At 61.5% G+C, this 17,791-nt stretch carries 18 protein-coding genes and 1 riboswitch; of the genes, 11 read left to right on the top strand and 7 right to left on the bottom strand.

The genetic code is table 11. The features are described from left to right. Positions 1–51: 51 nt before the first annotated feature. Both O6760_RS07180 and O6760_RS07175 read right to left on the bottom strand, forming a co-directional pair. Positions 52–1,245, bottom strand: a complete 1,194-nt coding sequence (locus tag O6760_RS07180; RefSeq protein ID WP_269584802.1) for an MFS transporter — start codon at positions 1,243–1,245, stop codon at positions 52–54. Then, a complete protein-coding gene (locus tag O6760_RS07175; RefSeq protein ID WP_269584801.1) occupies positions 1,205–2,248 on the bottom strand; it encodes a hypothetical protein in 1,044 nt (347 codons plus the stop codon). The genes O6760_RS07180 and O6760_RS07175 overlap by 41 nt, the downstream gene beginning before the upstream one ends. Positions 2,249–2,407: 159 nt before the next feature. Between O6760_RS07175 and O6760_RS07170 the strand changes: the two genes are divergently transcribed. Together O6760_RS07170 and O6760_RS07165 are read left to right on the top strand one after the other, a co-directional pair. Then, a complete protein-coding gene (locus tag O6760_RS07170; RefSeq protein ID WP_269584800.1) occupies positions 2,408–3,316 on the top strand; it encodes a LysR family transcriptional regulator in 909 nt (302 codons plus the stop codon). 123 nt (positions 3,317–3,439) lie between these two features. Further along, positions 3,440–4,273 carry a cyclase family protein gene (locus O6760_RS07165; RefSeq protein WP_269584799.1) on the top strand — a complete coding sequence of 278 codons (834 nt, stop codon included), beginning with the start codon at positions 3,440–3,442 and terminating at the stop codon, positions 4,271–4,273. 51 nt (positions 4,274–4,324) lie between these two features. Here the strand turns inward: O6760_RS07165 and O6760_RS07160 are convergent, their stop codons facing one another. Beyond that, on the bottom strand, positions 4,325–5,164 hold the full coding sequence (locus tag O6760_RS07160; RefSeq protein ID WP_269584798.1) for a LysR family transcriptional regulator: 840 nt from the start codon (positions 5,162–5,164) through the stop codon (positions 4,325–4,327). Positions 5,165–5,265: 101 nt separating this feature from the next. Between O6760_RS07160 and O6760_RS07155 the strand changes: the two genes are divergently transcribed. From O6760_RS07155 to O6760_RS07145, 3 genes are read left to right on the top strand one after another with little or no spacing between them, the layout of a single operon-like run. Continuing rightward, complete coding sequence (locus O6760_RS07155) at positions 5,266–6,243, top strand: NAD(P)H-dependent flavin oxidoreductase (RefSeq protein ID WP_269584797.1); 978 nt, start codon at positions 5,266–5,268, stop codon at positions 6,241–6,243. 3 nt (positions 6,244–6,246) lie between these two features. Continuing rightward, on the top strand, positions 6,247–6,852 hold the full coding sequence (locus O6760_RS07150) for a glutathione S-transferase N-terminal domain-containing protein (protein ID WP_269584796.1): 606 nt from the start codon (positions 6,247–6,249) through the stop codon (positions 6,850–6,852). A gap of 31 nt (positions 6,853–6,883) precedes the next feature. Further along, a complete protein-coding gene (locus O6760_RS07145; protein ID WP_269584795.1) occupies positions 6,884–7,291 on the top strand; it encodes an MAPEG family protein in 408 nt (135 codons plus the stop codon). Positions 7,292–7,305: 14 nt separating this feature from the next. Here the strand turns inward: O6760_RS07145 and polA are convergent, their stop codons facing one another. After that, positions 7,306–10,290, bottom strand: coding sequence for a DNA polymerase I (gene polA / locus O6760_RS07140; protein ID WP_269584794.1), 2,985 nt, complete (start codon positions 10,288–10,290; stop codon positions 7,306–7,308). 189 nt (positions 10,291–10,479) lie between these two features. Beyond that, a riboswitch (cobalamin riboswitch) is annotated at positions 10,480–10,705 on the top strand. Between the two features lie 32 nt (positions 10,706–10,737). On the opposite strand from polA, the gene O6760_RS07135 reads away from it, so the two are divergent. The 5 genes from O6760_RS07135 (at position 10,738) to O6760_RS07115 (ending at position 14,429) form a co-directional block, all read left to right on the top strand. Next, positions 10,738–10,908 carry a CbtB domain-containing protein gene (locus O6760_RS07135; protein ID WP_269584793.1) on the top strand — a complete coding sequence of 57 codons (171 nt, stop codon included), beginning with the start codon at positions 10,738–10,740 and terminating at the stop codon, positions 10,906–10,908. A 1-nt stretch (position 10,909) separates the two neighbouring features. After that, on the top strand, positions 10,910–11,608 hold the full coding sequence (locus O6760_RS07130; RefSeq protein ID WP_269584792.1) for a CbtA family protein: 699 nt from the start codon (positions 10,910–10,912) through the stop codon (positions 11,606–11,608). 77 nt (positions 11,609–11,685) lie between these two features. Continuing rightward, a complete protein-coding gene (locus O6760_RS07125) occupies positions 11,686–12,201 on the top strand; it encodes a hypothetical protein (protein ID WP_269584791.1) in 516 nt (171 codons plus the stop codon). 134 nt (positions 12,202–12,335) lie between these two features. Next, a complete protein-coding gene (locus O6760_RS07120; RefSeq protein ID WP_269584790.1) occupies positions 12,336–13,289 on the top strand; it encodes an IS1595 family transposase in 954 nt (317 codons plus the stop codon). A 432-nt stretch (positions 13,290–13,721) separates the two neighbouring features. Next, positions 13,722–14,429, top strand: coding sequence for a hypothetical protein (locus O6760_RS07115; protein WP_269584789.1), 708 nt, complete (start codon positions 13,722–13,724; stop codon positions 14,427–14,429). Positions 14,430–14,752: 323 nt separating this feature from the next. Here the strand turns inward: O6760_RS07115 and O6760_RS07110 are convergent, their stop codons facing one another. From O6760_RS07110 to O6760_RS07100, 3 genes are all read right to left on the bottom strand, one after another. Beyond that, positions 14,753–15,115, bottom strand: a complete 363-nt coding sequence (locus tag O6760_RS07110) for a DUF1636 family protein (RefSeq protein WP_269584788.1) — start codon at positions 15,113–15,115, stop codon at positions 14,753–14,755. Continuing rightward, positions 15,112–16,143, bottom strand: a complete 1,032-nt coding sequence (locus O6760_RS07105; RefSeq protein WP_269584787.1) for an acyltransferase family protein — start codon at positions 16,141–16,143, stop codon at positions 15,112–15,114. The genes O6760_RS07110 and O6760_RS07105 overlap by 4 nt, the downstream gene beginning before the upstream one ends. 126 nt (positions 16,144–16,269) lie before the next feature. Continuing rightward, complete coding sequence (locus O6760_RS07100) at positions 16,270–16,782, bottom strand: FxsA family protein (RefSeq protein WP_269584786.1); 513 nt, start codon at positions 16,780–16,782, stop codon at positions 16,270–16,272. Between the two features lie 244 nt (positions 16,783–17,026). Between O6760_RS07100 and O6760_RS07095 the strand changes: the two genes are divergently transcribed. Beyond that, positions 17,027–17,755 (top strand): Tim44/TimA family putative adaptor protein, encoded by a 729-nt coding sequence (locus O6760_RS07095; RefSeq protein ID WP_269584785.1) that lies wholly within the window; start codon positions 17,027–17,029, stop codon positions 17,753–17,755. Positions 17,756–17,791: the final 36 nt, after the last annotated feature.

Genomic DNA, 17,791 nt, shown 5'->3' with positions numbered 1-17,791 from the left:
GAAAGGCCAGCACATACCGGTTATGTGCGCAATGGCGACCATAACCGGTTGTTATGGCCGCATCTCCGCTCCCGACGTGGTTCTGAACACCGCCAGGGCACAGCAGATCAGGCCGGCGGCAATGAACAGCGTTGCCTGTCCCGTCAGCGGGATCAGGAAACCGCTGAGCACCGGTCCGACTCCCTGCCCGAGGGACAGCAGGAAAAAGGTGAAACCGAACCCGATCGAGGGCGCTGCCCGGAAGATGCGCATGCTCCACATGCCGAACAGCGCCGTCATGACGATGAAGCCCGCGCCGAAACAGGCCGCGGACATGTAGATTCCGAGCCGGGTTTCCACCAGCAGCGGCAAGGTGCCGATGGCGCCGCCGACGACGAGCGCCAGCAGAAGGTAGGCGCGGCCGAGTCCCCAGCGGTTGACGAGCCCGCCGGCGAAGCAGCCGGTGACGCCGGCCATGCCCAGAACGATCCAGAACTGGACCGCATCGCGCGGATTGCCCGTGAGGGTGGTGAGGAGATCAACCGCGTAGGTCCAGTAGACGGCGGTGACGATCCCGAACAGGAACGCCGACAGGAACAGCGTTCGCGCCGAGCGCTCCAGTAGGATCCAGAGCGAGACCCTGGGCCGTTCCGTCTCCAGGTGCGGACTGCGCCGCGGCAGCGCAAAACCGTTCCAGATCGTGATCGCCAGGGCCAGGGCGGCGAAGACCAGCCAGGCCAGGCGCCAGTCGCCGCCCGCGTAGAGCGCGAGCGGGCCGGCAAAGGCGACGCCGAAGCCGGTCCCGGAATTGATCCAGGCATAAATGACGTTCTGGCGGCCGGTTTCCGTATGCCGGACAATGACGTCGGAAAAGGGCGGATAGGCAAGGCCCGGGCTGGTGCCGGCAATGAACACGCCGGCGGCGAGAACGGCCGGCGTCGGCGACCAGGCGATCAGCGTCATGCCCGAAGTCGCGGCGATGCCGCCGAGCAGGATCGGCAACCGCGGTTCGAACATGGTCGACAGCCAGGACCCGGCAAAGGTCGCGGCGAGATAGCCCATGTAGGAGAGACCCGCGATCAGGCCGATCATCTCTGGGGAGAGGCCGAATTCCTGGCGGATTTCGGGCAGGAACAAGCCGAAACAATAGCGCGCGAGGCCATAGGTGGCCGCCACGATCGCAAGGCCCGCGGCTGTCAGGCCGCGGGTTCGCGCAAGGCTCAACTCATACCCGGCGGGAGAGCTGGAAGAGAAGTGTTTGGTCATCCGTGGAGCTCTCACCGACAATCGAAAAATGACCACCCTCCTGCCGGTAGTGGCGGTACTGATCGAGGGTGAGTTTCAGGCAGAAGTTGGAAACATGCAAGTTTCTTGCATTGATTGAAGTGGCATATTCCTCGGCGAGAATGGCGACCTGCGCGCTCTGGCCGTCCCGGAAGGCAACCGGCAGCAGGAAGAACCGGTTGAGGGTCGGCAGATTGCGGTCAACCGCCCGCTCAAAGGCGATTCGCGAGAACCGCTGCATGGCCGGGTGGGCGTAAAAGCAGGAGATCTTGTCCACCTGGCCGGTTGTGTAGAGCTGGCTTTCCGACAGCAGCAGGTCCCCGGGCCGGGCAATGTTTGCAAGCCAGTCGTTGACGACATAGGGATCGTCGTTGCCCTCCTGGAACCCCAGCATGGTGACCACTGCGCGCGGGGAGCCTGCCTCGACCGTTTCCGACAGGCGGAAATCCTCGAAAGAGGTGGTCACGAAGGACAGCGGCGTCTCCGGCAGGATTTCCGTCAGGGCCTCCTTCATGGGGCCGGAGGATTTGGGGTTGATGTCGACGGCGATGTAGCGGTCGATGGTTACCCCCATACTGAGAAGGGTTCTTAGGATGAAACCGGTCTTGACCGGTTCCGGGCCGAGCTCGACATAGATCAGCGGCTCCCCGGAAAAGGACCGGGCGATGGCCCGGCAGCTCTCCTCGAGCGCGCTCCGGAACGAGCGGCCGTTTTCGTGCAACTGGCCGAGCGTGCCGGAGGCGATCCCGCCCTCGTTCAACTTGCGCATCAGCTGAAAGACTTCATCCAGATGATCCGTGGCGGTCTCCTGTGAACCGGCATTGGTGTATTTGACGCGGTTGTCCTGGGTCAGAATACAGTCGAGACTGAATTCCGTGTGGGCGGCAATCGCCCGGTGGACTTTCTGCTGCAATGAAATGTCTGCGAGCAATGCGTGGGGATCGGGCCGATGTTCCGGCTGGCCGAAGGAAAACGCTAAAGTCATGGCGGAATACCTGTATTGACTGGGAGACTCTCGGATTACGGGATTTTTTACCCCTGTTTAAATTTATAATTGAAGCGCATCATAATAGAACGTTATGCTTGCCCGGCGCTGGACAGGTGGTTTCGACGGATGATCCGGCACCAAACGGGAGGCAGGGACGTGACGATCGGTCGTTTCAACATTGAATTGCTGGAAGCCTTTGTTGCCGTTGCCGAAGCCGGCAATGTGACCCACGCGGGCACCCGTCTCAACCGCACCCAGCCCTGTGTCAGCACCCAGCTCCGCCGACTGGAGGACCGGGTTGGCAAACCGCTGATCGAACGCAACGCGCGCACCATGAACCTCACCCCGGCCGGCAGGATCCTCTATCAGCATGCCACGGAAATCCTGCGCTCCCACGAGGAAGCGCGGTTGCGGCTGTCCGCCCCCGAACTGACCGGAACCGTCCATGTCGGTCTGCCGGAATGGTACGCCACAGGCCAGCTTCAGTCGATTTTCTGCAACTTCGTGCGCATTCATCCCAATGTGAAGCTGGAAATGACGGTTGCAGACAGCGCCACCTTGCACGAGATGCTCACCAACAACGAGATCAACCTGGCGATTGCCCTGGTCACCTCTTCCAAGGCGCAGCCGGACGAGGTCGTCGAGGAACCCCTGCACTGGGCGGTCAGCGACACCTGTCAGTTGACCGACCCGTTGCCGCTGATCCTGTTCCCCCAGCCCTGCCCCTTCCGGGAGATCGCCTTCAGTTCGCTCGCCCGGGCCGGCCGGCAATGGTATGAACGCATCACCACGACCAGCGTCGCCGCCGCCCAGGTCGCGGTCATGTCGGGCGCAGGCATCGGCTGCCTACCGTCTGGGGCCATCCTTGAGGGTTTCAAGCTTTTGAAGGAGCAGGACGGCTTTCCGAAACTGCCCGCGACGCAGCTGGCCATCTATACCCAGACCACTACCCAGTCGCCCATCGTCGATTACCTGGAAGAGCATCTCAACGACCTGCTGCAAAACGCGATCGCGCCGCGATCGGCGCTGGCCGGCAAGCTCTCGCCGGAATTGCGGGTGGTTTGACGGCAATCCGGCTTCCGACAGCCCGGCTGTCGCATGATCCGCGAATTTTGATAGGATGATTGCGGTGTCCGGGCATGATGCGGGCTGGCATGACCGGACCTCTTTCAACCGGAGGGTTTTTCCATGTGCGATCTCTGCGTCATCAACTCGGTCAAGCAACGCATGTTGTCCCGTCGGGATTTCTTCAGGGTGACCGCCGCGGGGTCCGGCATGGCCGCCGCGGCAGCCATGACAAGTGCAGTGACCGGCGCCATGCCGGCCATGGCCCAGGCACCGAGCAAGATTTCCGACATGACTCACGAGCTGTATCCGGATTTTCCAACCTTCGGCGGCGCGCCGCAATTCGAGATGACCAAGGTCTTCGACTTCGCCAGGGACGGCTACAACCTGTTCGAACTGAAGGTGAATGAACACACCGGCACCCATCTGGATGCGCCGCTGCATTTTTCAGCCGATGGCCAGTCGGTCGCCGAGATTCCGGTCGAGAACCTGGTCGCGCCGCTTTGTATCGTCGACATCAAGGCAAGGGCGGCGGAGGATCCGGATGCCCAGGTGACCCCGGACGACCTGAAAGCCTGGATGTCCGCCCATGGCGACATTCCCAAGGGCGCATGCATTGCCATGAATTCGGGCTGGGCCGCCCATGTGGCCGACGACATGTTCCGCAATGCCGACGCAAACGGCGTCATGCATTTCCCGGGCTTTCACGTGGAAGCGACGCAGATGCTGATGGAAGAGGCGGATGTGGTCGGCATCGCCGTCGACAGCCTGTCGCTGGATCACGGCATGTCGCAGGACTTTGCCGTGCATTATTCCTGGTTGCCGAGCGGCCGCTGGGGACTGGAATGCATCGCCAATCTCGACGCCCTGCCCGCCAGCGGCGCAACGCTGATCGTCGGTGCGCCCAAACACCGTGGTGGCACTGGTGGACCGTCACGCGTGATGGCGATGGTCTGACGGCTGTCGCCTCCGGGAAACCGTGGTGTACAGTGTCCGTTTCGGCCTGATTCACAGACCGGCGGGCGGTCCCGACGCGACGGGTTCGCCCGACAAAATGCGGCAGAGCTTGCGGTGGCTGTCGACCGGCTGGTGGTCGATGCGCCAGACCAGAAACGTCTCGACCAGGTCATAGGGAGCGGGAAGCGGGTCGAGCTTCAGTTGATCCGCGTTCCGGTAACCCCGAATGGCGCTCTCCGGACCGACCGCAAACCCCAGCCCGGCTTCGACGCAGCCGAGTATTCCCTCAAGCGTGCCCATTTCGGTGACTTCGGTGTCGCTTCGGCCAATGCTGGCGAGCCAGGCCTGAGCCGTTGCGCGGTAACTGCAGCCGGGACGGAAGGCAAGCAGCGGATCCTGCGCGGTGCCGGTGGGGTTGCGGGCGCAGACCAGCCGTTCGGTGAAGGCCGTCACCGCGTGGAAACGGTCCTCGTCCACGGGCCCGGCGACAAGGGCCGCATCCAGTTTCCGGTCCCAGACCCGGGCAAGCAGGTCGGCCGTCGGTCCGGTGGACAGGGCAACCGGCGCCCGGCTCAGCTGCTTGAGATGCTTGAGGAGGCTGGGCAGGCGCACGGCCGCCGTCGTTTCCATCGACCCCAGGCGCAACAAGGCCCCGGTGCCGGCGGCTTCCATGAGATCCCGTTCCACCGCTTCGAAGTGCTGCAACAGTTCGATCGCGCGGGTGTGCAGGCGCTTGCCGAATTCCGTCAGGTGCGCGCCGGCCTTGCTGCGCTGAAAGACCTTCTGCCCGAAATGGTCCTCGAGCCGGCGGATGCGCGAGGTGACATTCGACTGGACACAATGAAGGATTTCGGCGGCACCCGAAAAAGATCCGGCGTCGGCTACGGCCACGAGCGTTTTCAGAAGGACAATATCCATCTATCAAAAATAGAGATACCAAATTCCAATTACAATCATTTTTCAAGAAACAAAAAATTTGCCAGCATGGGGGCATGAACCAGTATCTCGAAACGTCATTCACCCGCCGCTTCGGCATCAGGCATCCGATCATGCTGGCGCCGATGGACAGGATCTCGGACGGCCGCCTGGCCGCCGAAGTGGCCCGCGCGGGCGGCTTTGGCCTCATCGGCGCCGGCTATGGGGATCCGGACTGGATCGATGCCGCATTTGCGGATGCCGGGGACCAGCATGTCGGCATCGGCGTCATCACCTGGGCCCTGATGGAGAGGCCTGCCGTTCTGGAACGCATTCTCGATCGCAATCCAGCGGCCCTGTTCGTCTCTTTCGGCAATGCGGAACCGATCATCGCCGCGGCGAAGGAACGCGGCATCCCGACCATCTGGCAGGTGCAGAGACTGGACCAGGCCGAGCAGGCGCTGAAGGCCGGCACGGACATTCTCGTGGCCCAGGGGCAGGAAGGCGGCGGTCACGGCATGGATCGCGGCCTGACCGCGCTGTTGCCGGCCGTCCGGGACCTCGCGGGACCGGGCCAGGTCGTTCTGGCCGCGGGCGGGCTTGCGGACGGGCGGGGCCTGGCTGCCGCTCTGATGCTGGGTGCCGACGGCATCATGATGGGGACGCGCTTCTGGGCAAGCCATGAGGCCAACGGCACGGACAAGGCAAAGGCCGCGTTGGTCGGCGCTCGCGGTGACGACACCGGCCGGTCGAGCATATTCGACGTCGCCAGGGGGCTGTCCTGGCCGCCGGAATTTACCGGCCGGGTTGTTCAGAACGATTTCTCCCGCCCCTGGCTCAACGATCCCGTGGCCCTTCGGGTGTCTGCCGGCCAGCTCCGCGAGACCTATGACGCGTCGGATCCAGATGACTTCTCCGTCCGAGCGCTGATTGCCGGGGAATCCCTCGATCTTGTCAAAGCCGTTCTTCCGGCGGCGGACATCGTTGAAACCACCGTCCGGCAGGCAGCAGCGCTTCTTTCCCGGGCTTCTTCCTTTGTCTTGAAAGGGCACTGACCGATGATGACACTTTATTTCGCAAACACCTCTCCCTATGCCCGCAAGGCACGGATGGTCGTTCTGGAAAAAGGTCTGGAGGCCAGCGTGGAGATGGTCTTCCAGAACCCGTTTGAAGACAGTCCGGCGCTGAAATCGGCCAATCCGCTCGGCAAGGTGCCCGCGCTCGTGACCGGTGAAGGCACGGCGATCTACGACAGCCCGGTCATTTGCGCCTATCTGGACAGCCTGCCGGGAGAAAGACAACTCATCCCGGAAGGGACAACGCGCTGGAAGGTTCTGACAGCCGAGGCTCTCGCCGACGGCATTCTCGATGCGGCCTTCGCAATTGTCATGGAACGCCGGCGCGACGCCACGCAGCAGTCCCCCATGTGGCTGGACCGCTGGCAGGCCGGCATCCTGCGCCCGGCCGCCGTGATCGAAGCGGACCTGACGGCGTTTGAGGGACCCTTGAGCCTCGCCCAGATCGCCCTCGGCGCAGCGCTCGGGTATCTCGATTTCCGCCTGCCCGACATCGACTGGCGTCCGGGTCACCCGCAGCTTGCCGCCTGGTTCGAGACATTTTCCGAACGTCCCGCGATGCGGGCGACGGACCCTGCGGCATCCTGACCGCAACCGTGCCACCTGACGGAGAACGGAAATGCTTTCCCCTTCACCTGAACTTCTTTCAACCGCGCTGGCGGCCGGCCTGACCGGGCTCATCTGGATACCGGTCATCCTCAACAGGCTTGCCGAGATGGGACTCTGGACGGCGCTGAAAAACCCGCAACCGGATGTGCGGCCGAAAGCGGACTGGGCGCACCGGCTTGCCAATGCGCACCGCAACGCGCTGGAAAATCTCGCGGTTTTTGCGCCGCTGGCGATCAATGTGCACTTGCTCGAGGCCGGAAACGGTCTGACGACGGCGGCGTGTTTCACGTTTCTGGCCAGCCGCGCGGCCCATGTCGTGATCTACACGTTCGGCATCCCGCTGCTCAGGACGATCGCCTTTTTCGCCGGCTTCCTGTGCCAGATGGCGCTGCTGCTGCGCGTGCTTGGTATGGTGTAGGGGGAACGGGGCGCTTAATGCGCCTCGTCCCAATTGTCGGCAGCGCGCGCATCGACCTGCAGCGGCACGGACAGTTTCAGCGCCGGGTCGCAGGCATTTTCCATGACGTCCCTGATCACCGGGATGGTGTCGTCGACCTGGCCTTCCGGCACCTCGAAGATCAGTTCGTCATGGACCTGCAGGAGCATCCGGGCATCGAGCTTTGAACCCTGCAGCTTGTCTTCCATGCGCACCATGGCGCGGCGCAGGATGTCGGAGGCCGATCCCTGGATCGGGGCGTTGATCGCCGCGCGCTCGTAAAAGGCGCGCATGTTCGGGTTCTTGGTGTTCACGTCCGGATAATGCGCCTTGCGGCCGAAGATCGTCGTGACATAGCCATTGGCGTGGACCTGCTTCTTGGTCGCTTCCATATAGTCCTTGATGCCCGGGAAGCGCTCGAAATAGGTCTTGATGTAGTCGCTCGCCTCACCACGCGCGATACCGAGCTGGTTGGCAAGGCCGAAGGCGGAAATGCCGTAAATGATGCCGAAATTGATTGCCTTGGCGCGCCGGCGCACCATCGGGTCCATGCCCTCGATCGGCGTGCCGAACATCTCGCTCGCCGTCATGGCGTGAATATCGAGCCCGTCGTCAAAGGCCTGTTTCAATTGCGCAATGTCGGCCATGTGCGCAAGCACGCGCAGCTCGATCTGGCTGTAGTCGGCCGAAATCAGCTTGTGGCCCTTCTCGGCGATGAAGGCCTTGCGGATCTTGCGGCCCTCTTCGGTCCGGACCGGAATGTTCTGCAGGTTCGGTTCCGACGAGGACAGGCGTCCGGTGGTGGTGGCCGCCAGCGCATAGGACGTGTGCACCCGGCCCGTTTCCGGGTTGATATAGCCCGGCAGCGCATCGGAATAGGTTGATTTCAGCTTGGAAAGCTGGCGCCAGGAGACGATCTTCGACGGCAGCTCATGGCCTTCCGCGGCGAGATCCTCCAGGACCTGGGCCGAGGTCGACCAGGCGCCGGTCTTGGTCTTCTTGCCGCCGGGCAGACCCATCTTGCCGAAGAGAATGTCGCCGAGCTGTTTCGGCGAGCCGATGTTGAAGTTTTCGCCTGCCAGTTCGTAGATTTCCGATTCCTTGGCGGCCATGCCCTGCGCGAAGTCACCGGAAAGCCGGGACAGCATCTGCCGGTCGACGGAAATGCCGCGCTTTTCCATGCGCGCCAGCACCGGCACCATCGGCCGCTCCAGGGTTTCGTAGACGGTCGCCATCTTGTCGGCGGCCAGCCGCGGCTTCAGGATCAGCCACAGGCGCAGGGTGACGTCGGCGTCCTCGGCGGCATAGGCGGTCGCCTTGTCGATCGCCACCTTGTCGAAAGTAATCATCGACTTGCCCGAGCCGCAGACCTCCTTGAACGGGATCGGCCTGTGGTCGAGCCAGCGCTCGGACAATTCGTCCATGCCGTTGCCGCCCTTGCCGGCATCAACGGTGTAGGAGAGCAGCATTGTGTCGTCATAGGGCGTGATGTCGACGCCGTAGCGGGTCATCACCAGCCAGTCATATTTGAGGTTCTGCGCGATCTTCAGGACCGAGCGGTCCTCCAGCATCGGTTTCAGCACCTCGAGCGCGTCCTTGAGCGGGATCTGTCCCTCGACCAGGCCGCCGCCGCCCAGCAGATCGCCCTCGCCGTCGACATGGGCAAGCGGCACGTAACAGGCCTTGCCCGGCTCCGTGGACAGCGACAGGCCGACCAGCTCGGCCTGCATGGCGTCGAGCGACGTGGTTTCCGTGTCGAAGGCGACATAACCTTTCTCGAAGGCCGCGTCGCACCATTCCTTCAGGCGCTCGACACTGGTGACGGTTTCATAAGCGCTGGAATCGATCGGGATCGCCTTGACGGTTTCCACACGCGCATCGGCCACGGTCTGCGGCACCATCAGCCCGTCGGGCGCCGGTGCCGCATCGCCGGCGCCCTTGGCGGCTTCCGACCCGCCGCCGGTGGCTGTGCGCTCCATGAGCCGGCCCTTGTGGTCGGGCACGTCCCAGCCGGGGACCTCGAAGTCCGTTGCCTCGACATTGGCAAGCTCGGCGCCGGTCTCGTCGGCGACCCGCTTGGTCAGGGTGGTGAAACCCATGGCCTTCAGGAAGCCGACCGCCTTCGGCCCGTCGACATCGGTCACGGAGAGATCGCCGACTGGAACTTCCACGGGCACATCCTGCTTCAGGGTCACCAGTTCCTTCGACACCCGCGCCTGGTCGGCGAACTCGATCAGGTTTTCCCGGCGTTTCTTCTGCTTGATGGTCTCGGCCTGGGTGAGCAGCGTTTCCAGGTCGCCGAATTCGTTGATCAGGAGCGCGGCGGTCTTCAGCCCGATGCCCGGCACGCCCGGCACGTTGTCGACGCTGTCGCCCGCCAGCGACTGCACCTCGATGACCTTGTCCGGCCCGACGCCGAATTTTTCAAAGACCTCCGCCTCGCCGAAAGTCTTGTTCTTCATCGTGTCGATCATGCCGACCTTCGGCCCGATCAGCTGCATCAGGTCCTTGTCGCCCGAAACGATCGTCACCCGCGCGCCCTGCTCGGCTGCCTGGCGCGCGTAGGTGGCGATCAGGTCGTCGGCCTCAAAGCCCGCCTGTTCGACGCAATGTACGGAAAAGGCCCGTGTCGCCTCCCGGATCAGGCCGAACTGTGGCACCAGGTCTTCCGGCGGATCGGGCCTGTGGGCCTTGTATTCCGGGTAGATGTCATTGCGGAAGGTCTTCGCCGAATGGTCGAAGATGACCGCAAAATGAGTCGGTTCGTCACCTTCTTCCGGGGTCAGGCCTTCCTGCAGCAGCTTCCACAGCATGTTGCAGAAACCCGAGACGGCGCCGACCGGCAGCCCGTCGGGCTTGCGCGTCAGCGGCGGCAGCGCGTGATAGGCGCGGAAGATGAAGGTGGACCCATCGACCAGGATCAGGTGGTCGTTGGCGGTGAGGGCAGGGGAGGAATCTTGCGTCGACATGGCGCGGATCATGCCCGCAGGGCGCTCCGGAGAAAAGGCCTAAAGTGACAAATCTGCGGGTGATGAGACACCTTCCTGACAGGATCTGTCGCCCGGGCTTGCGGCAAGTCCGGAAGTTTCCGGTTCCGGGCCTCGGGACCGCCCATGATCCGTAAAACAACGAAATGTCGCATTTGTGCTTTCGCGGAAAAAGCAAATAGTCCATTATGAACGCTGCTTGGTTTTCCGATCGGCACAAAGTGCCGGGAAACGAACAGGGAATTCGGACACGGCGGACCCAATCAGGGCGCTGGATGCCGAAGCCGCCCCCGCGACTGTATGCGGAGAGCGTTGACCCATCGCACCACTAGCCTGTTCAGGGCTGGGAAGGTCCGGTCAATCGCCACGACCCGCGAGCCAGGAGACCTGCCAGGCAAGACCTGAAACACGGCCGTCGGGTGTGACGGCAACGAGGACAACATGACGACACAAGCTGTAAAATCGACCCTTTCCGTCTCCAAGATCGTGCCGCTGGCCTTCGCCGCCATTCTCGGCGTGGCGATCATCTCGATCACGGGACACGTACAGGCCGGAGCCCTGCACGACGCGGCACACGATGTGCGCCATGCAACCGGGTTCCCCTGCCACTAAGATGCTGACACGTCTTCTGGTCAGCGGCTTGTTCGCTGGCGCTGGAGCGGGGCTGATTGCGGCCCTGCTGCAGCTTTCGTTCGTTCAGCCGGTGCTGTTGCATGCCGAGCTCTACGAGACCGGTGCGCTGGTGCATTTTGGTGCCGAGACCGTCAGCGCCCACCAGGACGTCGGCGGTTTCGAGCCGGTGCGCGACGGCCTGAGCATCGTCTTCACCATGCTCACCTATACCGGTTACGCCTTCCTCCTGCTCGTCGGCATGGCACTCGCCGAATTGCGCGGCGCCAATGTGAACGGCCGGAGCGGCCTTCTCTGGGGTCTGGCGGGTTTCGTGGCCTTCCACTTCGCGCCGGGCTTCACCCTGGCGCCGGAAGTACCGGGCGTTGCCGCCGCAGACGTGGCAGCCCGGCAGGTCTGGTGGTGGGCCACCGTGGTGACGGCGGGAGCGGGCCTCTGGCTGATCGCCTTTGGCCGCAACTGGCTGGCCTGGGGGGCAGCGGCAGTCCTGTTGCTGGCGCCCCACGTCGTCGGCGCGCCGGAACCGGACAGCTTTGCCGGGCCGGTCCCGACCGAAATCGGCGCGCTCTTCGCCAGCCGGGCGCTCGGTGTGGGCATGGCGGCGTGGTTGCTGCTTGGCTGTTTCGCAGGTTATTTCTGGCAGCGCGAGGGCGCGCGGGCCGGCGCGCAACAGCCGGCCTGATTTGGCAGACAGGCGAATGGACCGGGCGGGGCAAAATGTTCCGCCCGCCGTCTTTCGGCCAACATACTGGATCTCACATGGAACGTTCCCTCGCCCTTTTTGTCATCGGGCTGGTTTTCGGTGGCGGCATCGGCTTCGTGACCGCGGCCGGATACGGCGTGACCCTTGACGGGCATGATCACGGCGACCCGTCGGCGCATGCCGTTGCGCAGCAAAGCCCCGACAATCATTCCGGTCACGAGATGGCCGGGCACAATCACGACGAACTGGTTTCCGTTGCGGCGGGCGCCGGCGCCCCCTCGCTTGAAATCAGCCTCTCGCCGGATCCGGCCACCGGCTACAATCTGCACGTGATGACGCAGAATTTCACCTTCACACCCGGTCACGCCAGCCAGGACCACGTCCCCGGCGAAGGCCATGCGCATGTCTATGTCAACGGCGAAAAGCTTGGCCGGCTCTATGGCGCGTGGATGCACCTTTCATCCCTGCCCGAAAATGCCACGGTGGAAGTGACGCTGAACAGCAACGACCACCGCATGCTCGCCGTCGACAACCAGCCGCTCAAGGCGTCGGTGACCGTCAGCGCGGACTAGGTAAGCGGGCTTGAAGAGTTTGGATTTTCACGGTGAACACCGTTGACCCCCACCCCTAACCCCTCCCCACAAGGGGAATTATATACTTGACGTACCAAACTTGATTTCCTATATTGGAATCAAGGAGCTACGACATGTTTGACTTGACCAACCCGATTTACCACGATGCCGACAAGGCCCGCGAACATCTGGAAGCCATCCATTGGCCCGATGGTCCGGTCTGCCCGCATTGCGGTAACTGTGACCAGAAGCGCATTACAAAGCTTCAGGGCAAGTCAACGCGTCCCGGCGTCTTCAAGTGCAAGGAATGCCGCAAGCCCTTTTCCGTGACCGTTGGCACCGTCTTTGAACGCTCCAAGATCCCGCTCAACAAGTGGGTGCTGGCAACGCACCTGATGGCCGCGTCCAAGAAAGGCATGTCAGCCCACCAGCTCCACCGCATGCTCGGCGTCACCTACAAGACCGCGTGGTTCATGGCCCACCGTATCCGTGAGGCAATGGCACCGTCACCTAAGGACAAAGGTCCGCTCGGCGGCGAAGGTAAGACCGTTGAAGCCGATACCACCTATGTTGGCGGCAAGGAGAAAAACAAGCACCTGTCCAAGCGCAACGCCCGCAACATCGGCGGCATGGGCAAGCAGGTTGTTCACGTCCTTGTTGAGCGTGGCGGTAAAGCCAAGTCAGATCACATTGCCAACGTGACCGGCAAAACCCTGCGTCCGATCCTCGTCAAACAGGTTGACCGCAAGTCCACTCTGATGACCGACGAGCACGGTGGTTACTTCCATGTGGGCAAGGAGTTTGCTCGTCATGAGAAGGTGGACCACGGCGCTCGTGAGTACGTGCGCGGCGATGCCTACTCCAACACCGCAGAAGGCTACTTCGCCATTCTCAAGCGCGGCATCATTGGTGTTTACCACCACGTTTCAGAAGCACATCTGAAGCGTTATCTGGCGGAGTTTGATTTCCGCTACAACTACCGTGCTTCGCTCAAGATCTCCGACAAGGAACGCGCCGATAAGCTTCTCGAAGGCGCACGCGGCAAGCGGCTAACCTATCAACAACCTAACCAAAGCGCGCACTCTTAAGCAGAAAGCGCGGGCGTTTATCAACAGGCGCAAGTTGTGGCGCCTCGACAAGACGTAACGTCAGCCTCAGAATTTCCAGTGGTCGGCTATCGATTCGCACCAAACCCGGTCAAAGCCTGAAAAGGGCGGGCAACTGCTCGGGAAAGGAGGTGAAGAATATGAGCACGACCAAAATCGGTCGCAGCGCGATTACGGGTCGCTTTACGACGGTGAAAACCGCCAAGGGTAGTCCCCGTACTCACATCGTTGAGACCATCAAGAAGAAGTAGCCTAGGCTACTGATCGGCCGGGCGGTCAGACTTAGCGGGACGACCGTCCGGTTTCTTTTTTGCCTCGCCTTTGGTTAACGATTCCTTAACGTGGGGCTGAGGCGGCGTATTCAACATACGCTTCAGAATTTCGTCTCCCCTCAATTCTTCAGGGTCCTTAGTCATGAAACTTCCCGATTCAGAGACCTACAACAGCCCAATATATGCTGACATTCTTCAAAATCTTACCACAAACCAACTTGCGTGGATTGGGGCTCTTGCGATGCGCTTCAATCAAGCTGAGCAGGAACTGTATCTCGTATTTAATCGCCTAGTGGATTATGAGCCTGGCGCTCAACAGATATCGTCTAGAATTAATGGTCTAGATGGAATTGTAGAAATCGTGTCTCTAGGCGTTAAGTCGCTTTTCAGCGATAAACAAGTGCACACTCTCACAGAGCAAACCCTCAAGCACCAAGGGTTCTCAACCCTCAAATCGTTCAGAGACGGCGTGATTCACGCTCGGATCATCAACGCTCAGCGCGCTATCGGCAAAACAACAGGTAGACGAGGTAAGCAGTCCCACATCCTTCTGACCGATGAGGCCTTAAAGGGCGTCTGCGACCGATTGCTTTTCGTTCTTTACGAGCTTAGCGCCCTTACCGTCCTTATTCCTTTGAAGCGCAAGAAATTACGCCGGTACGAAGGTCGCGTTCTAAACCAAGAGCAACGCGAAGAAGCCATTCAAGACGCCATCGCTCGATACCAATTACATCAGAACCATCGGCTATCTCTTCCGCCGCTTCCAGAACTTCAGGAGGAATCTCTAATGCAGTATATCGCGCCGTATCGCCCGAAAACGCCAATACTACCTCCGGGCGAACGTGGGTAGCTAAACGTACCGGCCTGTCACGGTCCGAATCATCGCCTTTTTCATTCTGGTACGTCAAGTATATAATTCCCCCCACAAGGGGGAGGGGGATTTGGCTGTGTCAGCTCACTACAGACAGTGAGAAACGGCATACGATGACTTCGCTTTCTTTTCAGGCGTGCGCCACTTGCGTCTCCCTCCCCCTTGTGGGGAGGGATCAAGGGTGGGGGTAAGCGGCGCAGCCGCTATTTCGAACACCGAAAGTGTCCATATGTCCCCGATCCTCGCTTCCAACTGGCGAGCGAATTTCGAAAAGCTTAGTGCGTCATAAAGGTCAGGAAACTCTACCCAGCTTCCGAGGACTTCATCGCCGGTATCCGTGCCCTCAGACAAAAGCGGAGGCGTCCGCAGGAGCCGGCGTCCTCTATCCAGCCGTCCTTTGCCTCAAGATAGGTGCGGGCCGTTTCGACGATGTCCGAAACATCGTCCGGAAATTGCACGCCCGAAAACACGAAGGTCGCCCGGCCGTCGCCCTGAAATGCCAGCGACACGGGCTGTTCGCACGAACCCATGCAATCGACCGTGCCGACCGCGAAGTCCCGGTCGAGCCGCGCGTCCTGAAGAGAGCGGGTCAGGGCATCTAGTGTGGTCTCGACGCCGGTCTGGTCCTCCTGCTTGCAGGTCCGGCAGACAAGGATACGATTCATTCCGCCGCCTGTGCCTGACGTTTTCCGCCGAAGGTGCCGTTCAGATAGGCCCATTTCGGGCGCCTGAACAGGAACCAGCCGAGACCGGTCCTGCGGATCAGCCAGAACAGGATCATCGGACCGACGCTGGCAACGATCGTCACGATCAGGGACATCGTGCCTATATCCAAAAGGCCGAGTTTCAGAAGGATCACGCGGGTCACGCCCATCGGGAAGAAGAAGGCAAGATAGATCACGATCGAGTTCTCGCCGAAATGGCGCAGGAAATCAAACCGGCCCCAACTGACGATCAGCGCGCTGGTGAGAATGATGGCACCGGCCCCCGCCGCGCCGAGGGCCAGGGCGATGCCGGGTGCCGCCGCCCAGCCGGCATGGACAAGACCTCCGTTCACCAGGCCCCAGACCAGCAGGCAGCCAAGGCTGACGCCGATGCGCTCGCGTGCCCAGCCGGCCAGGCGGAAAATCTGCGGTGCGAAGATGTAGCCGGCGTAGAAGAACACGAAGCGCGAGGCGAATTCGTCGATCAGCAGCCAGCCGGTGTGAATGGGCGCGATCTGAAGAACAGCGCCAAGGACCAGCATCGCCTGCCACGGAATTCCGCGGTCATGCGCGAATTTGCAGACCACGAAGAAGATCGGCAGCATGTAGATGAACCACAGGGTGCCAAACGGTTCGATGAAGCTGATCAGGTAGAATTCCAGCGTTCCCGCGACACCCATTTCACCGGCAAAGACCGGCGCCTTGACCGCAAACTGGATCGTCATCCAGAGCACATAGAAATAGGCGAAATGCACGACCTTTCGGTCGAGATAGAGCCGCCAGTCCCGGGTGATGACATTTGACAGGAACAGACCGGAAATCAGGAAGAAGTCCGGCATCCGGAACGGCGCGGCGAAGGCAATGACGGCGTGCATCCAGCCGGTCTCGCCGGCCGCGGCTTCGACACCAAGCACCGAGTGCATCATCACCACGAAGATGATGCAGATGCCCTTGGCCGTATCGACCCAATCGACGCGCTGAGCGCTCATTTCCTGGTGCCTTGCATGCCGGTTCGGTTCGGAGTTCGCGACGCTTTCGGGAGCAGTCCTAACCTTAACTGGTAAATTTTACGAATACACGGGCTGTCACGATTCAGTGACCGGCGGGAGCCGTTCTCACGATTTCGCGTTGTCCGATCCGTCCTGCCAGGGGCTGATTTTGGGCTGGCCGTCCGTGCCGGATCCGGACTCCTTGCGTTCCGACCAGTCGTCTGCGTCCAGGTCGACCACCCCTTCTTCCGTTTGGCGCATACCCGCGCCGCTGTTGACGATCACCACATTCGAGCGGGCAATAATGAACCGTGCGAGCGCCTCGCGCACCGGCGGAATGAACAGAAGCAGCCCGATGGCATCGGTGACAAAGCCCGGAATCAGCAGGAAGATGCTCGCCAGAACGATCATGGCGCCTTGCATGACTTCATTGCCCGGCGACCGGCCGGCGTCCAGCTCCTTTTGCATGCGCATCAGCAGAGACAGGCCCTGCTGGCGCAGCATCAGGGTCCCGGCCAGGGCGGTGACCACCGTCAGGATGATGGTCGGAAGAACACCGATCAGTCCCCCGATCCAGATGAACACCGCAATCTCGATGAGGGGCAGCAGAAGAAGCGCGGCAATGATATAAAGTCCCACGGGACCTCCATCGTCTGATAAGCTATTGGTCAACTTTTGACCTAAGGTAGACATTCAGGCGCAAAAATGCGAGCAGCAGCGGTCGGAATCACGGTATTGAAATAGATTGAGTCTTGCTCTTGGGTCTGGATGCTGCTTGAAGGACCTCCTAGATAGGAACCTAACAGACGATGAGCGTCTGCCAGCGCCACCAGACACGGAAGGCCGGCGGCTCATGTGGCCAGAAGGGTAGCCGGAAGTTACGATGAACGAGATTTTTGACCCGTTGAACCTGCTCCTGATGGGACTTGCGGTATTCATCCTGTTCAGACTGCGGTCTGTCCTGGGCAAGCGAACCGGCAGCGAACGGCCGCCTTTCGATCCCTATTCCAAACCGGACCAGCAGAACGACCACAATACTGCCAACGGTCAGGACAACGTCATTCCGCTGCCGAACCAGAGCGGCCAGGACCAGGAACCGGTCGAGGATGCGGGAAGAGGCGGCGATATTGTGATCGACAAGGTCGCGCCTGCCGGCTCCGCGCTCAACAGCGCGTTGAAGCAGATCCTCTCCGTCGACCGCAGTTTTGAACCGGAGCCGTTCCTCGAAGGCGCGCGCGGCGCCTATGAAATGATCGTCATGGCGTTTGCCGACGGCGACAAGAAGGCGCTCAAGAACCTGCTCTCCCGCGAAGTCTATGAAGGGTTCGTCTCGGCAATCGACGAGCGCGAGAAGCGTGGCGAAAGCATCGATTCAACCTTTGTCGGCATCGACAAGGCGGAAATCGTCGAGGCTGCCCTCAAGGGGTCCACGGCCCAGGTGACCGTGAAGATCCACAGCCAGCTGATTTCCGCGACACGCGACAAGGACGGCGAGATCGTCGACGGAGATCCGGCGAAAGTGACCGAGGTGGTCGATATCTGGACCTTCGCCCGGGACACGAGTTCCCGCGATCCGAACTGGAAGCTGGTCGCCACGGAATCCGCCGAATAGTCATGTCGTTGCGGGCGTGGTTCCTTCGGCCGGGTG

This window comes from Roseibium sp. Sym1 (assembly GCF_027359675.1).
GTDB lineage: Bacteria > Pseudomonadota > Alphaproteobacteria > Rhizobiales > Stappiaceae > Roseibium.
The sequence above is the reverse complement of the archived record's forward strand: the minus strand, read 5'-3'. Positions and strand labels throughout refer to the sequence as shown.

Excerpts from the sequence above, each read along its gene's own strand:
- O6760_RS07180 (WP_269584802.1), bottom strand. The coding sequence starts at position 1,245 with ATGACCAAACACTTCTCTTCCAGCTCTCCCGCCGGGTATGAGTTGAGC.
- O6760_RS07175 (WP_269584801.1), bottom strand. The coding sequence starts at position 2,248 with ATGACTTTAGCGTTTTCCTTCGGCCAGCCGGAACATCGGCCCGATCCC.
- O6760_RS07165 (WP_269584799.1), top strand. The coding sequence starts at position 3,440 with ATGTGCGATCTCTGCGTCATCAACTCGGTCAAGCAACGCATGTTGTCC.
- O6760_RS07155 (WP_269584797.1), top strand. The coding sequence starts at position 5,266 with ATGAACCAGTATCTCGAAACGTCATTCACCCGCCGCTTCGGCATCAGG.
- O6760_RS07150 (WP_269584796.1), top strand. The coding sequence starts at position 6,247 with ATGATGACACTTTATTTCGCAAACACCTCTCCCTATGCCCGCAAGGCA.
- O6760_RS07145 (WP_269584795.1), top strand. The coding sequence starts at position 6,884 with ATGCTTTCCCCTTCACCTGAACTTCTTTCAACCGCGCTGGCGGCCGGC.
- polA (WP_269584794.1), bottom strand. The coding sequence starts at position 10,290 with ATGATCCGCGCCATGTCGACGCAAGATTCCTCCCCTGCCCTCACCGCC.
- O6760_RS07135 (WP_269584793.1), top strand. The coding sequence starts at position 10,738 with ATGACGACACAAGCTGTAAAATCGACCCTTTCCGTCTCCAAGATCGTG.
- O6760_RS07130 (WP_269584792.1), top strand. The coding sequence starts at position 10,910 with ATGCTGACACGTCTTCTGGTCAGCGGCTTGTTCGCTGGCGCTGGAGCG.
- O6760_RS07125 (WP_269584791.1), top strand. The coding sequence starts at position 11,686 with ATGGAACGTTCCCTCGCCCTTTTTGTCATCGGGCTGGTTTTCGGTGGC.
- O6760_RS07120 (WP_269584790.1), top strand. The coding sequence starts at position 12,336 with ATGTTTGACTTGACCAACCCGATTTACCACGATGCCGACAAGGCCCGC.
- O6760_RS07115 (WP_269584789.1), top strand. The coding sequence starts at position 13,722 with ATGAAACTTCCCGATTCAGAGACCTACAACAGCCCAATATATGCTGAC.
- O6760_RS07110 (WP_269584788.1), bottom strand. The coding sequence starts at position 15,115 with ATGAATCGTATCCTTGTCTGCCGGACCTGCAAGCAGGAGGACCAGACC.
- O6760_RS07105 (WP_269584787.1), bottom strand. The coding sequence starts at position 16,143 with ATGAGCGCTCAGCGCGTCGATTGGGTCGATACGGCCAAGGGCATCTGC.
- O6760_RS07095 (WP_269584785.1), top strand. The coding sequence starts at position 17,027 with ATGAACGAGATTTTTGACCCGTTGAACCTGCTCCTGATGGGACTTGCG.